Genomic DNA, 15,604 nt, shown 5'->3' with positions numbered 1-15,604 from the left:
CCTGGGGCTTCCCGGACAATAAGGGGATGGCCGAAACCTCCCCACGCCAATTACTGATTCCCTTCGCCGGCCGCGGTTCCCCGTCGTGCCGCGCGGCCTTGCCCACGCTTCGGCTCCCCAATCTCGAAAGCCTGCTCTCCCGCCTCACCCTCGCCGACACCGATACGCAGGACGAAAGCACGCGCTCGCCTCCGCATGAACGCGCGCTGGCGCAGGCGCTGGGCATCGCCTCGCCCGACGGCTGCATCCCCTGGGCCGCGCTCGAAGCGCGCCGGCTGGGCATCGCCGCGCCCGGCGACACCGAAGGCTGGGGGCTGGTCACGCTGTGCAACTGGCAGGTCGGCATCGACGACGTGGTACTGGGCGACCCGGCATCCATCGAGATCGACGCAGGCGAATCGGCCGCCCTGCTGGCAGCCGCGCGTCCGTTCTTCGAGGAAGACGGCATCGCGCTGCACGCCTCGCCCGTGCCCGGCCGCTGGCTGGCGCGCGCCGGCATCTTCGACGGGCTGGCCACCGCCTCCATCGACCGCGCGGTGGGCTACCCGGTCTCGCAGTGGTCGCCGCTGGCCGACGCCGCGCGGCCGCTGCGCCGGCTGCAGAACGAAATGCAGATGCTGCTGTACACCCAGCGCGTGAACGACGAGCGCACCGCACGCGGCGTGCCGCCGATCAACTCCTTCTGGCTCGCCGGCACCGGCGCGCTGAAGAAGGAAGCCGCGGAACCGGCGACGGCGCCGACCGTGAACGACACCCTGCGCATCGCCGCGCTGCGCGACGACGGCATCGGCTGGGCCGCCGCCTGGCAGGCGCTCGACGCCGGTCCGCTGGCCGCATTGCTGGCCGACTACACGCGCGGCGCGCGCGACGTGTCGCTCACGCTGTGCGGCGACCGCGCCTCGCAGCGCTACACCGTGCAGCCGCGCGGCCTGGCGCGCTGGGCGAAGAGCCTGTTCGAGCGCAAGCAGGCTGCCACCATGCTGGAGGCGCTATGAAAATCGTAGCCCGCGACATTCCGCCGCGCACCGTCTGGGCGCTGGAACAGGCCGGCGTGCATCCGCTGCTGGCAAGGCTTTTCGCGGCGCGCGGCGTGCGCGCCAAGGAAGAACTCGACGACGGCCTCGCGCTGCTGCTGCCGCCCGACGCGCTGCTCGGTACCCGCGAGGCCGCCGCGCTGCTGGCCGACGCCATCGCGCAGGACAGGCGCCTGTGCATCGTCGCCGACTACGACTGCGACGGTGCCACCGCCTGCGCGGTCGGCGTGCGCGGCCTGCGCCTGCTGGGCGCGAAGAACGTGAGCTACCTCGTGCCCGACCGCGTGGTCGACGGCTACGGTCTCACGCCGCCCATTGCCGAGCGCGTGGCCGAGAGCGGCGCCGACATGCTCATCACCGTCGACAACGGCATCGCCAGCGTCGAAGGCGTGGCCGCCGCCAAGGCGCGCGGCCTGCAGGTGCTGGTGACCGACCACCATCTGCCGGGACCCGAGCTGCCCTCGGCCGACGTGCTGGTCAACCCCAACCAGCCCGGCTGCGGCTTCGAGAGCAAGAGCATCGCCGGCGTCGGCGTCATGTTCTACGTGCTGCTGGCGCTGCGTTCGGAGCTGCGCAGGCGCGGCGTGTTCGACACGGCCAGCCAGCCGAAGCTCGATGCGCTGCTGCCGCTGGTGGCGCTCGGCACGGTCGCCGACGTCGTGCGGCTCGATGCCAACAACCGCCGCCTGGTAGCGCAGGGCCTGCGTCGCATCCGCGCTGGCAGCATGCCGGCCGGCGTCGCGGCGCTGTTCAAGGCGGCCGGGCGCAATGCTTCCGTTGCGACCACCTTCGACTTCGGCTTCGCTCTCGGCCCGCGCATCAACGCCGCGGGCCGGCTGTCGGACATGACGCTGGGCATCGAATGCCTGCTGACCGACGACGCGGGTCGCGCCGAAGAACTCGCGCGCATGCTCGACGGCATCAACCGCGAGCGGCGCGACATCGAGGGCGGCATGCGCGACCAGGCGCTGTTGCTGGCCGAGTCGCTGTTCGCCGCCGACGGCGAGGGCATCGAAGCGCCGCCGCCCGCCATCAGCGTGTTCGACGCGGGCTTCCACGAAGGCGTGGTCGGCATCGTGGCCTCGCGCATCAAGGACCGCTTTCACCGCCCCACCTTCGTCTTCGCTGCGAGCGGGGCGCCCGGCAAGGAGCAGGAGCTGAAAGGCTCGGGCCGCTCGATCCCGGGTTTCCACCTGCGCGACGCGCTCGACCTCGTGGCCAAGCGCCACCCCGGCGTGCTGCTGCGCTTCGGCGGCCACGCGATGGCGGCGGGCTGCACCGTCGCGCGCGAGCACTTCGAGACCTTCGAGAAGGGCTTCGCGCAGGTGGCGCGCGAGCTGCTGGCCGAGTCCGCGCTCACGCGCCAGATCGAGACCGACGGGCCCATCGCCCGCGAGTACATGCGCATCGACCTCGTCGACACGCTGCACCGCGAGGTGTGGGGCCAGGGCTTCGCGCCGCCGACCTTCAGCGAGGAAGTGGAAGTGGTGTCGCAACGGCTGGTGGGCGAGAAGCACCTGTCGCTCAAGCTCCGGCACCAGGGCCAGCCGATCGACGCGATGTGGTTCAGCCACACCGAGCCGCTGCCGCCACGCGTGAAGCTCGCGTTCCGGCTCGATGCGGACGAGTGGCAGGGCGTGCGCCGGCTGCGCTTCCTGGTCGAAGGCGCGGAGTTCTAGCCGGGCGCGTACGAGGGATACCCCGTACCCGCATCGGGCACGGAGACGGGCTCGCCGTCACTGCTTCGCGGCTACGATCGGCGGCTCACTTCGCACCAGCCTCTTGCCCGACCGGATGCCGCCCAGCCCCCGCCCCGTTCCAGCCACGCGCCGCAGCACATGGCGGCCGATGTGAGCCACGGCCTGCTGGCCGGACTGATGGTCTGCGGCCTCGTGCTGCTGGTGGTGTCCGGCGCGCGCCTGCACGGCTGGTATCTGCTGGCCTGCGGTTTCGCGCTCGCCGCCTTCGCGGGACTGGAGCGCTTCGCGCCCGATGACCCGCTCGCGCACTGGGCGGCGCTCGCGCTGGTGCTGTGGGCCGCCTGCCGGCTTCAGTTCGTGCGGCAGCTGCTGGGGCTGAGCCGGTTCGTGCCGCGCCTCGACAAGGTGGCCCTGGTGCTGCTCGCCGCGCTGGCTCTTGCGGCGCTTCATGCCGCGGTCGAAACCCGGCTTCCCTCGATATTGCGCGTGCTGCAGGCACTGGTGGTCGCCTCCACCGTGATCCTCGCGGCCGGCGCGCTGGCGGTGCGGCGCCGGACGAACTGGCCCGCCCTGCTGTTCTGTGCCGGCGCGGTGCTGCTGATGGCGGGCATCTCGATCGCGCACCTCCCCGGCTGGAGCGAACAGCCGTGGGCGTCCGGGCGGGTGAACCCGGCGCAGGCCGCGGTGATTGCCGAGCTGGCGGTGCTTGCGCTGGCCGCCGCCGCGCGCCTGCGGGCCGAGCGGGCAATGGAAATGCGCGCGCATGCGCTCATGGCCGCCCCCGGCATCGACGCGCTCACCGGCGCCGCGAGCCGGACCGGCTTCGAACGCCGCGGCGAGGAATGGCTGCGCGAGGACCGGCAGTTCTCGCTGATGCTGATCGACCTGAACGGCTTCGCGGCGGTGAGCGAACGACACGGCCGCGCGGCCAGCAACGCGGTGCTGGCCGCCATCGCGCAGCGCCTGCGCGAGCAGGTGCGCGCCGACGACCTGGTGGCCCGGCTGGAGGGCAGTGCGCATGCCGGGGTTCGCGCGCACGACAACAGCGACGACAGCTCGTTCGCGATCCTCCTGGTCGGCAACCCGCCACGGCAGAAGCTCGCGGAGATGGCCATCCGCATCGAAACCGCCGGCGCGCGCCCGGTGGCCCACGAGGGCCGGCTGCTCGCGGGCGGCGAGCTCAGCATGGGCATCGCCTGCCACCCCGCCGACGGCGACACGCTGGCCGGCCTGCTCGAATCGGCCGACCGCGCGCTGCAGCATTGCAAACGGCAGCGCATGGGGCCGGCCTATGTCTTCGCGGGCGAGCTCGGACAGCGCCAGCATGCCGGCGGCGCGGCCGCGTGAATGATTTCTTCGTAACCGCTTCGCATCGCCCGGTGCACGAAGCGAAATCTTCTTGCCGCCAGGCGCCCCGCAGGGGCCAAGCCTTCACGCCGGCCCTTTATCCTCGGCGGCGAACCCAGCGGAAGGAATGAACCGCGCGCCCATCGCAAGGGCTCGCGAGCGTCGTCGCCGACCGCACTTCATCGATTGACAGGAGGACGTTTTTTCCATGCGCCGTTTTGAACTGATCGAAGGAACCGCCAGCAAATTCTGGGAAATCGAGCAGGCAGACACCGAACTCAATATCCGCTGGGGCCGCATCGGCACTGCCGGCCAGAGCCAGACCAAATCTTTCGCCGACGCCGCCAAGGCCGGCACCGCGCTGACCAAGCTGGTGACCGAAAAGACCGGCAAGGGCTACAGCGAAGTCGGCGTGGCCGCCGGCACGGCCATCGGCAAGACCGAGGCGAAGCCGAAGGCCGAGGCGGCACCCAAGGCGCAGGCAGCCGCACCGGCAGCCCCGGCTGCGGCGCAGGAGCCCGCTGCAGCACCCGCAGCAGCACCAGCAGTTCCCACGGCCCCCACCGAGAGCATCGACGCGCAGGCCGAACGCGCATTCGAAGCGGTGCGCGCACAGATGGAAGCCGACCAGATCGCGTCCACGGAGGTGATCACCGTGGCAGTCCTCAAGCGCCAGCACGGCGTGAGCGAACAGGGCGCCGCCCTCGCCTTCAAGCGGCTGCGAAACACCGGCCTGCTGTACGGCTGGGGCACCAGCTGCACGCCCGCCAAGAACGCGCAGGCCCTCGCGAAGGAGCTGGGCGCCGCCTCGCCCGCGGCGCAAGGCGCCACGCCTGCACCGGCCAGCGCCGAGCCCGTGGCCGCGAGCGCCGACACGCCGCCGTGGCTCGCGGCCGGCACGCCCGTGCGGCTTTCGCCCGAGATGCAGCGCGAAGCCTTTCCCTCGCGCCGCTTTCCGGCCAAGCCCTTCGAGGAAGTGCCGAGCGCCGGCGCGGCCTGGCTGCCGGTGCGCCGCAAGCTGGATCTCAACGTCAACATGACGGGCACCGATGCCGCGCTGCGCGCTGCCGCCCAGCGCATGATCGACCGCAGCACACAGCCCATTCCCGCGCCCGATGCCGAGGCCGACACCGTGCTGCTGGCGCTCGCGCTGGGCACCGGCGGCAACTACAACACGAGCGAGATGGGCGAGGTGGTGGTGAACTATCTCGTCAAGCAATACGGGCTGCCGGACACCGTCGACATGGTGCTCGCCGCGCAGCAGATCGAGGTGCAGTCCGCCTACGACCGGGCGACGAAGAAGCACCAGTACAGCTTCTCCGCCACCGTCACGCGCCAGATGGGCAGCTCCTACTACGGCCCGCTGGGAGCCGGCGAGCAGGCGCTGCGCGCGCACCTGTCGCTGGCCGCGCCCGAGGTCTGGCAGGACTGCCGCGGCCGCATCGAGGCCGGCCTGCCCAAGGTGCACCCGATGCGCCAGCCAGCGCTCGCCATGCTGCTGCCCGACGCGCCCGAGATCTCGAACGCGCTCGTGCACACGCTGGCCGCCGACAAGTCCGCGCCCGAGACCATGCACTGGCTGCAGCTCACGGCCACCGACCCCGATGCCATCGCGCTGGCCGCGAAGGTGCGCCTGAGCTATTCGGCCGGCTTCTGGGGCAGCGGCTCCATGACGAGCACGATGGTGCAGGAGCGCGGCGTGGACGCCGTGTCGGTGCTGGAGCGCGGCGCCGCGAACGACCACGCGGGCGACGCGCTCGCCTGCATCGGCACGCCCGAGGCCGTGCAGGCGCTGGCGCGCGTCGCGGGCAGCTCGAAGCAGGCGCTGGCGCGGCTGGCGCTGGCCGTCGATCGCTGGCCGATGGCGGCGATTCCGGCGCTGTCGCGGCTGGTCGCGGCGGGCGGCAAGGACGCCAATCTCGTCACGCCCAGCCTCACGCGCCTGCTGCGCGCGCATGGCGCCGCGCTGCCGGCACTGCGGCCGTGGCTCGACGCGGGCGCGCAGGCGGTGATCGACAAGCAGCTCTCGCTGCTCGCCGGCCCCACCGAAGTGGCCGACGCGAGCGAGCTGCCCGGCGTGCTGGCCGCGCCGCCCTGGCTCGCCAAGGTGCAGAAGAAGGCTGCCGGCGCGCTGGTGCTGGAACCGCTGGCCGTGGCGCCGGTGGAGCAATGGGCCGAAGGCAAGCGCGAAAGCGCGCTGCGCCTGAACTCGTGGCAGACCGGCCGGCATGACGCCGCCGCGAAGAACGTCGAGACGCTGCTCGACGAGCTGGGCTTCGACAAGGGCCGCAAGAGCCTCGTGCCGTTCGCAAAGACCGCGGCAGCCGCCATCGCCGCCGGCAACGCCGAGGGGCTCGTCACGAGCTGGCGCGAGATGGTGGCCGAGCGCAAGAAGGACCGCTACTACTGGTTCAGCTTCCACGCGAGCTTCGTGCCGCTGCTGCCGGCGCCAATCGGCATCGCGTTCTGGAACGCCGTGGCGGGCGAGGCCGAGAGCGACGACATCGGCCGCATCCTCGCCACCCACGGCCTCGCCGTGCTGCCCGGCCTGGTGGCGATGGTGCGCTCCAAGCCCACCGACAACCTCTCGTACGCGCTGTACTACGGCGCGGCCGAACTGGCCATGCCGGCCGCGCGCGCCTTCGCCAAGCTCAAGACGCTGCGCGCCGAAGGCCGCGAATGGCTGCTGAAGTACCCCGAACACACCGCCTGCGGCCTGATCGCGCCCGCTTTGGGCAAGGCCGGCGAGGCGCGCGACTGCGCAGGCTCGGCCCTGCGCCTGCTGCAGGCCAACGGCCACGAGGCGCTGCTGCTCGAAGTGGCCGGCCGCTACGGCAAGCCAGAGGTGGTGGAGGCGCTGCGCGCGGTGCTCGAGGAAAGCCCGCTCGACCGCTTCCCCACCCGCCGCTCGAAGCTGCCCGAGTTCTGGCAGCCGCGCGGCTGGCGCCGGCCTACGCTGAAGAACGGCAAGGCGCTGCCCGACGACGCGCTCGATCACCTGGGCCAGATGCTGACCTTTCCGACCAACGAGGAAATCTACGGCGGCATCGCGGTGGTCAAGGAAGCCTGCGACGCCGGCTCGCTTGCCGAATTCGCCTGGGACGCCTTCACCGCCTGGCTCGAAGCCGGCGGCCCGAGCAAGGAAGGCTGGGCGCTCACCTCGCTGGGCTTCCTCGGCAACGACGACACCGCGCGCAAGCTCACGCCCTTCATCCGTGCATGGCCCGGCGAATCGGCGCACGCGCGCGCGGTGACCGGCCTCGACGTGCTGGCGGGCATCGGCAGCGACGTGGCGCTGATGCTGCTCAACGGCATCGCGCAGAAGGTCAAGTTCAAGGGCCTGCAGGACAAGGCGCGCGAGAAGATCGACGCCATCGCCGAGGCGCGCGGCCTGAGCACCGAGGAACTCGAAGACCGGCTCGCGCCCGACCTCGGCCTCGACGAGCAAGGCACCATGCGGCTGGACTTCGGCCCGCGCGCCTTCAAGGTGGGCTTCGACGAGACGCTCAAGCCGTATGTGCGCGAGACCGGTGCCGACGGCGTGGACGGCGCGCGCCTGCCCGACCTGCCCAAGCCCAAGAAGACCGACGACGCCGAACTGAGCAAGGAAGCCGTCGAGCGCTTCAAGCTGCTGAAGAAGGACGCGCGCACCGTCGCGAGCCAGCAGCTGCTGCGCCTCGAGGTGGCGATGTGCGCGCGCCGCCGCTGGACGCCCGACGTGTTCCGTACCTTCCTGGTCGAGCATCCGCTGGTGCGCCACATCGTGCAGCGTCTGATCTGGGGCGTGTACGAGGTGGCGGGCGGCGGCAGCTACGGCGGCACGCTGAAGGCCTGCTTCCGCGTGGCGGAGGACGGCAGCTACACCACGGCGGAAGACGATGCCTTCGAACTGCCCACGGGCGACAACCTGCGCATCGGCGTACCGCACGCGCTCGACCTTCCGGCCGCCGACGCCGCGGCCTTCGGCCAGGTGTTCGCCGACTACGAACTGCTGCAACCCTTCGCGCAGATCGGCCGCGACATCTACACGCTGACCGACGACGAGAAGAAGAGCCTGAAGCTGGAACGCTGGAAGGACGTGAAGGTGCCCACCGGCCGCGTGCTGGGGCTGGCCAACAAGGGCTGGCGCCGCGGCCAGGCGCAGGACGCCGGCTGCATCTGGTACTTCAGCAAGCCGCTGGGCACCAACCGCGTGATCGAGCTGAGCCTGGACCCCGGCATCATCGTCGGCATGGTGGACGAATACCCCGAGCAGACGCTGGGCCAGGTGCAGGTGGGCAAGCCCTCGGGCTGGGGCGACATGAGCGAGGCCGAGGAACTGCACCTGCTCGACCCTATTTCCGCCAGCGAACTCATCCGCGACATGGAAGGCCTGCGAGCGGCATGAGGCTCGTCGCCCGCGGCCGGGCAAGCCGGCCGCGCGGTGCTTCCGAACATTGACCCGACCGATTTCAAAGATGGCCACATCGAACAAGTCCAAAGACGCTGCCGCGACGGCGCAGCAGCAACTCCAGCGCCCGCCGGCCGAGATCCTCTACGCCGCGCAGCTCGCGCGGCTGCAGGCACAGGACAAGGACCCGCGCCCGCCCGGCTGGGTGCTGAGCCTGAAGGCCGCGCGCTCCTTCATCCTCGGCGACACGGCGCTCGACATCGCGCCGAAGATCGTCGCGCCGGTGGCCAGCATCGAGCGCATGCTGGTCACGCTGGCCACGGGGCGCGGGCTGATGCTGGTGGGCGAGCCGGGCACGGCGAAGTCGATGCTCTCGGAGCTGCTGGCAACGGCCATCTCCGGCATCTCGACGCTCACCATCCAGGGCGGTGCATCGATCACCGAGGACCAGATCAAGTACGGCTGGAACTACGCGCTGCTCATCAACGAGGGGCCGAGCCCGCGCGCGATGGTGCCGGCGCCGCTGTACCTCGGCATGCAGCAGGGCCAGGTGGTGCGCTTCGAGGAAATCACGCGCGCGCCGCTGGAAGTGCAGGACTGCCTGCTGGGCATGCTCTCCGACCGCGTGATGGCGGTGCCCGAGCTCTCGGGCGAGCACGGCATGCTCTATGCACGCGAGGGCTTCAACATCATCGCCACCGCCAACACGCGCGACCGCGGCGTGAACGAGATGAGCGCGGCGCTGAAGCGGCGCTTCGACTTCGAGACGGTGTTTCCCATCCTCGACTTCGACCGCGAGCTGGCGCTGGTGCAGGAATCGTCGACGCGGCTGCTCGCGCAGAGCGGCATTCCGAAGACGGTGCCTGCGCCCGTGCTGGAGCTGCTGGTGTCGACCTTCCGCGACCTGCGCGGCGCGCCCGCCAAGGGCGACGGCGGCAACGGCGGCAGCGATGCGGCCATGGACCGCCTCACCGCCGTGATGTCCACCGCCGAGGCCGTGAACGTGGCGCACGCGGTGGGCGTGCGCGCATGGTTCCTCGAACAGCGCGAAGGCTCGCCGGCCGACCTGGTCGACTGCATCGCCGGCACGGTGGTGAAGGACAACGCGGACGACCGCGCGAAGCTGCGACGCTACTTCGAGCAGAAGGCCGCCAAGCGCAGCGGCACGCACTGGCGCGCCTACTACGAAGCCCGCCACCGACTGCCCTGATATGAGCAAACCCCCAGGCTTCGCGCACTTCGTGTCGCTTCGCCAACCCCCTTGCAGGGGGCAACACCTGCGGCCCGGCCAAGCCGGTTCCGCGGTGTTCCGCGAAGGGCCTTCGCTTCGCTTGGCGCGCCATCGGTGACGAGGATGAGCGAATCACCCCACATCGTCGGCGTGCGCCATCACAGCCCGGCATGCGCGCGGCTGGTGGCCGAGCGCATCCGCACGCTGCGCCCCAAGTACGTGCTCATCGAGGGCCCGGCCGACTTCAACGAGCGCCTCGACGAGCTGTACCTGCCGCACCGGCTGCCGGTGGCGATCTACAGCTATCTCTCGGGCGACCGCACGCACCGCGGTTCGTGGTCGCCCTTTGCCGAGCATTCGCCCGAGTGGCAGGCGCTGCAGGTGGCGCGCGAGGTGGGCGCCAGCGTGCGCTTCATCGACCTGCCGGCCTGGCACGACGCCTTCTCGCGCATGGAGAACCGCTATGCCGACGTGGTCGACCACGAGCACGAGGAGCGCGCCGAAGCCTACGAGCGCGCGCTGACAGAAAAGCTCTCGGTGCAAGGTCGCGACGCGCTGTGGGACCACCTGTTCGAGGACGGTTGCGACGAGGCCGAGCTGTCGCGGCGCCTTTCCACCTACTTCGACAATCTGCGCGGCCAAGACCCCGGCTCGCAGGGCAACCAGGCGCGCGAGGCCATGATGGCGCGCTGGATCGCCTGGGCGATGGCACAGCCGGGTGAACCGGGCCGGGCGCAGGCGCTGGTGGTGTGCGGCGGCTATCACGCGCCGGCGCTCGCGCGGCTCTGGCAGGGGCTGCCGGCGGAGTTGCCTGACACGCCGCAGCCATCCACCGAATCAGACAACGAAGACGACGAAGGCAGCGAAGGGGACAGCGGCGAACCTGAAGGCCCGCTGCGCTTCAGCTCCTACCTCGTGCCCTACACCTTCAAGCGGCTCGACGCCTTCGCGGGCTACGCATCGGGCATGCCCTCCCCGGCCTACTACCAGTGGATGTGGGAGCACGGCCCCGAAGGCGCCGCGCACCGTGCGCTGCAGCACGTGATGCAGCGGCTGCGCGAGAAGAAGCTGCCCGCCTCCACCGCCGACCTGATGGCCGTGCACCTGCGCGCGCAGGGGCTCGCGCGGCTGCGCGGGCACGACAAGCCGCTGCGCTCCGACTGGCTCGACGCGCTGGCCGGCGCGCTGGTGAAGGACGCGCTCGACGCCCCGCTGCCCTGGACGTATCGCGGCGCGATGCGCCCCGGCACCGATCCCGTGCTGGTGCAGGCGATGGACGTGCTGGCCGGCGACACCGCCGGCCGCCTCGCGCCCGGAACGCCGCAGCCGCCTCTCGTGGCCGCGGTGCAGGCCGAACTCGCGGCACACGGCATCGTGCTGCGCGGCCAGCTCAAGCTCGACCTGCTGGTCGAGGCCGATCGCGCGAAGAGCCGCGTGCTGCACCGGCTCGCGATCCTTCGGCTGCCCGGCGTGCGCCGCACGCAGGGGCCGAAGCTCGCGATGTCGGGTGAGCGCACCGAGCAGTGGTCGCTGGCAGAGCCGCTCGAGCAGCAGGCCGCGCTGATCGAGGCGGGCGCCTGGGGCGCCAGCCTGCACGACGCGGCACGCGCCCGGCTCGAAGACGACCTGCGGCAGGCCCAGGGCCGGATCGGCCCGTTGGCCGACGGCCTCAACCAGGCCGCGTGGGCGGGACTGTCGGCGCTCAGCGAGACGCTGCTGCGCGAACTGCGAGCCGCGATGGCCGCGGAGCCGCGCTTCGAGACGCTGGGCCCCGCGCTCTCGGTGCTTCACACGCTGCTGCGCCACGGCCAGATGCTGGGCATGGCCGACGCGCCCGTGCTGCGCGTGGTGATCGAGTCGGGCTTCGACCGGGCGCTGTGGCTGCTCGAGCCGCCCGCCGCCATCACGCCGGCCGACATGCAGGCGCATCTCGAAGGACATCTGGCACTGCGCCGGATCGTGGCCGACGTGCTGGCCCATGCGCAGGACAACGCCCACGACGCACACGCGCCGTCGCTGCTCGACGTGGAGCCGGCCCGTGCGCTCGCCGTATGGCAGCGCAAGGCCGCCGACGCTGCCGCCGCCCCCGTGAGCCGCGGCGCTGCGCTGGGCGCGACGCTGAGCCTCGCGGGCCGCCTCGCCGATGGGCATGAGAGCAGCGGCGACCACGGCGTGGACGAAGCCATGCAGCTGCTGCACTCGCTGCCCGCCCCCGTGCTCGGCGACGCGCTCACCGGGCTGCTCGCGCTGGCGCGCGAGACGCTCGCCTCCGAACCCGCCTTCGTCGCCGGCATGGACCGCACGGTGCAGGCGCTGGACAACGCCGACTTCGTGCGCGCCATGCCCAGCCTGCGAGCGGCATTCGCCTGGCTGCCGCCGCAGGAGCGCGGACTGCTCGCCGACCAGGTGCTGACGCTGCACGACGCCAGGCACCTTTCGCGCCGCGCCCTAACCGCCCATCGCACCGGCGAAGCCGCGCCCGAGCAGCTGGCCGAGGCGCGGCGCGTGGAAGACGCGGTGCTCGCGCGCCTCGCCGCCTGGGGCGTCGCGCTGGAAGAAGACACCGAGAAAGCCCCTCGTCCATGAGCCTCGACATTCCCGATCCGCTGCAGCGCTGGCGCCTGCTGCTGGGCGACCCGGCCGAATCGGCCTGCGGCGGACTGAGCGCCGAGGCGCAGGCCGCCGATGCAGCGCTCGACTGGCTCTACGGGCGCGACAGCGACCGCGCGAGCCGCGGCGAACGCAGCGCGGGCCTGGGGCCTTCGGCGCTGAGCACGCCGGACTGGATCAACACCATCCACACGCTCTTTCCGAAGGAAGTGATCGAGAGGCTGGAGCAGGACGCCGTCGAGCGCTACGGCATCGACGAGGTGGTGACGAACCTCGAGGTGCTGGAGCGCATCGAGCCTTCGGAATCGCTGCTGCGCGCGGTGCTCCACACCAAGCACCTGATGAACCCCGAGGTGCTGGCCGCCGCGCGCAAGCTGGTGGCCGAGGTGGTGCGGCGCATCATGGAAAAGCTCGCCACCGAAGTGCGGCAGGCCTTCAGCGGCAGCCGCGACCGGCGCCGCCGCTCGCGCATGAAGGTGGCGCGCAACTTCGACTTCAGGCAAACGCTGGCGGCCAACCTGCATCGCTACGACCCGCAGCGCCGCAAGCTCTACGTGGAGCGGCCGATCTTCATCAGCCGCACGAAGCGGCATGCGGAGCCGTGGGACATCGTCCTGCTGATCGACCAGAGCGGCTCGATGGTCGACTCGGTGATCCACAGCGCGGTGATGGCCGCCTGCCTGTGGCAGCTGCCCGGCATGCGCACGCGGCTGGTGGCCTTCGACACGGCGGTGGTCGACCTGACCGCCGACGTGTCGGACCCGGTCGAGCTGCTGATGAAGGTGCAGCTCGGCGGCGGCACCGACATCGCGAAGGCGGTGGCCTATGCGCAGTCGCTCGTCGCCAATCCCTCGAAGAGCATCGTGGTGCTGGTGAGCGACTTCTACGAAGGCGGCAGCGAGCACGAGCTGGTGCGGCGCGTGAAGGCGCTGGTGGAGTCCGGCGCCAAGGTGCTGGGGCTGGCCGCGCTCGACTCGAATGCCGAGCCCAACTACGACCGCGAGATGGCGGCGCGGCTTGTGCGCGAAGGCGCGCAGATCGGTGCCATGACGCCGGGCCAGCTCGCCGGCTGGCTGGCCGAGAAGGTGCAGGGATGAGCGGCGACATCGCGGCATTGCGGGCCGACCTGCTCGAGCTCACGCCCGAGGCGCTGACGGCGCTGGCGAACGCCGGCTTCGTCAAGCGCGCGCAGAAGGACGTGGCGGCCGGGCTGCTGCCGACGCTGGAGACCGGCGCCGACGGCACGGTGCAGGCGCAGTTCGACGACGGCGTGCGCACCAGCCTGCCGCCGGGTCGCACGCTGCGCGACGCGCAGTGCAGCTGCCCCGCGAGCGGCATGTGCCGGCACCGGGTGATGCTGGTGCTGGCTTACCAGGCCCGGGCCGCATCGGCCGCCGCGCCCGAAGAAACTTCGGCCGAACCGGAAGGCGCATGGAACCCCGCGCAGTTCGATGACGCCGTGCTGGCCGCGAGCCTCGCGCCCTCGGTGCTCGAGCAGGCGAACAAGCTCGCCGCCGCGCGCCCCGTGGTCGGCGTGCAGGCCTGGCGCAGCGCCAGCGCGCCGCCGGTGGCGCGGCTGCCGATGTGCAGCGTGCGCTTCTTCTCGCGCAGCTCGCTGGTTCATGCACGTTGCGACTGCAAGCAGGGCAGCGGCTGCGCGCACGTCGTGATCGCGGTATGGGCGTTCCGGCAGGCCGGGGCGCTGGCGCCGGGATCGGCGGAGGTGATGGTCGAGGTCCAGCCGAACGCGTCGGCAAACGGGGACGCGGGCGACGCCGTGCCGCAGCCTTCTTCCGTGATGCAGGGCGAAGCCGCGCTTGCATTGCGCGCGCAGGTCGACGCCCTGCTGCTGTCGCTGTGGCTGGACGGATCGAGCCAGCCCGCGATGGCGCTGGCCGCCCGCTTCGAGGCCGTACGGGACCAGGTCCGCGCGCAGGGCTGGAGCTGGGTGGACGACGCGCTCGACGAACTCTGGCAGCTGCTGCAGGCGCAACAGGCGCGCAGCAGCCGCTTCGAGCCGCTGCGGCTGCTGCGCGTGCTCACCGAGCTGTGGGCGCGACTGCAGGCTGCGACGCATGCCGGACGGCCGCAGCAGCCGGGCTCCGCGCGGGCCGCGCTGCCGGCAAGCCAGATCCTCGGCATCGGCGTGAAGGGCGAGGTCGCGCTCGACCATCTGCGGCTGGTGTCGCTCGGGGCCGAACTCTGGTCCGACGAAAGCGCCGAGGGCGCGAGCATCCTGTTCGCCGACCCCGACACGCAGAACGTGACGGTGCTGGAGCGCCATTGGTCGCGCGAAGGCGACGCGGCGGCCGGCGGTGCCGCGCCCAACCTCATGAACCGGCGCGTTGCCGGCTTTCCGCTGCGGCAGCTGGCGAGCGGGCAGGTCATCACCAAGACCGCGACGCGGCGCGCCAACGGGCTGGTCGACATCACGGCCGGCGCGCGGCAGACGGGCGTGCTGCCGCTGTCGCCCAAGTCGTGGGACGACCTAGTCGCCCCGCTGCGGCAGGACAGCGTAGCCGCGCTGGTGGCTCACCTGCGCGAGGCCCAGCCGGATTTCGTGCGGCCGAGGCAGGCCGCGAGCGGCTCTTCGGCCGGTGCTTCGGGTCAGTTGCACGTGGTGGCCTTCGAGCGCATGGAAGTGGCCTCGTGCCATTGGGACGCGGCGGCACAGGTGCTGCACGCCCGGCTCGGGCAGGCTGCGCCGGAGGACTCCGCAACGGATGAAGCCGGTACGGACGACGACGACCAATGCCTGCATCTGGCATTGCCGCATCGCGCGGTCTCGCCCGGCGCGGTCGATGCACTGGCCCGCACGCTCGCCGGCGAGCACGGCCCGCTGCGCGCCGTGGCGGGCACGGTGCACCTGCAGGGCGACCGGGCCGTCATGCAGCCGCTGGCGCTGCTGACGGCGCAGCGTGCGGTGGTGCTTCAGGTCGAGGCAGCCGCGCCGCAGCCGCTGGGCCTGCAAAGCGACACCGAGGAAGCACCCGCCCTGAACGCTCTCGCCGGTGACACGCTGGAACTGCTGTCCCTCTGGCTCAGGCAGGGCCTGCGGCACCAGAGCGGAGGGGCGCTGTCGCGGGCGCAGGCCCAGGTGCTGCGGCTGAAGCAGGCGGGACTGGGCAAGAGCTCGACGCTGCTGGCTGCCGTGCTGGAAAACATGCGCTCGTCGCAACGGCCGGCGCTGGTGGCCCAGCTGGCGATGCTGGGGCTGCTGATGCAGGGCGTGGCGCAATCCGCCTCGGCTTGAGCCGGAAGCCGGAGGACGAAAAAAGAAAAACCCCTGAGC

At 71.7% G+C, this 15,604-nt stretch carries 8 protein-coding genes; all 8 read left to right on the top strand.

Annotated features, from left to right (window positions below; genetic code table 11):
- Positions 1-26 precede the first annotated feature (26 nt).
- The 8 genes from EJP69_RS11295 to EJP69_RS11255 all read left to right on the top strand — a co-directional run bounded on the left by EJP69_RS11295 (position 27) and on the right by EJP69_RS11255 (position 15,565).
- Positions 27-995 carry a hypothetical protein gene (locus EJP69_RS11295; RefSeq protein WP_126470123.1) on the top strand — a complete coding sequence of 323 codons (969 nt, stop codon included), beginning with the start codon at positions 27-29 and terminating at the stop codon, positions 993-995.
- Positions 992-2,713: a single-stranded-DNA-specific exonuclease RecJ gene (gene recJ / locus EJP69_RS11290; RefSeq protein ID WP_126470121.1), complete on the top strand. Its 1,722-nt coding sequence runs from the start codon at positions 992-994 to the stop codon at positions 2,711-2,713. Before EJP69_RS11295 ends, recJ begins: the two co-directional genes overlap by 4 nt.
- A gap of 159 nt (positions 2,714-2,872) precedes the next feature.
- Positions 2,873-4,081 carry a GGDEF domain-containing protein gene (locus EJP69_RS11285; protein ID WP_126470119.1) on the top strand — a complete coding sequence of 403 codons (1,209 nt, stop codon included), beginning with the start codon at positions 2,873-2,875 and terminating at the stop codon, positions 4,079-4,081.
- Positions 4,082-4,289: 208 nt separating this feature from the next.
- Complete coding sequence (locus tag EJP69_RS11280; protein ID WP_126470117.1) at positions 4,290-8,468, top strand: WGR and DUF4132 domain-containing protein; 4,179 nt, start codon at positions 4,290-4,292, stop codon at positions 8,466-8,468.
- Positions 8,469-8,538: 70 nt separating this feature from the next.
- The gene (locus tag EJP69_RS11275) at positions 8,539-9,681 is read left to right on the top strand and encodes an ATP-binding protein (RefSeq protein ID WP_126470115.1); all 1,143 of its coding nucleotides are present in this window, start codon (positions 8,539-8,541) and stop codon (positions 9,679-9,681) included.
- A gap of 144 nt (positions 9,682-9,825) precedes the next feature.
- Positions 9,826-12,288 (top strand): DUF5682 family protein, encoded by a 2,463-nt coding sequence (locus EJP69_RS11265; protein WP_126470113.1) that lies wholly within the window; start codon positions 9,826-9,828, stop codon positions 12,286-12,288.
- Complete coding sequence (locus tag EJP69_RS11260) at positions 12,285-13,409, top strand: VWA domain-containing protein (RefSeq protein WP_093196305.1); 1,125 nt, start codon at positions 12,285-12,287, stop codon at positions 13,407-13,409. The genes EJP69_RS11265 and EJP69_RS11260 overlap by 4 nt, the downstream gene beginning before the upstream one ends.
- Positions 13,406-15,565, top strand: coding sequence for an SWIM zinc finger family protein (locus tag EJP69_RS11255; protein WP_126470111.1), 2,160 nt, complete (start codon positions 13,406-13,408; stop codon positions 15,563-15,565). Before EJP69_RS11260 ends, EJP69_RS11255 begins: the two co-directional genes overlap by 4 nt.
- Positions 15,566-15,604 lie beyond the last annotated feature (39 nt).

The sequence above is a fragment of the Variovorax gossypii genome, assembly GCF_003965815.1.
Taxonomy (GTDB): domain Bacteria; phylum Pseudomonadota; class Gammaproteobacteria; order Burkholderiales; family Burkholderiaceae_C; genus Variovorax; species Variovorax gossypii.
The sequence above is the reverse complement of the archived record's forward strand: the minus strand, read 5'-3'. Positions and strand labels throughout refer to the sequence as shown.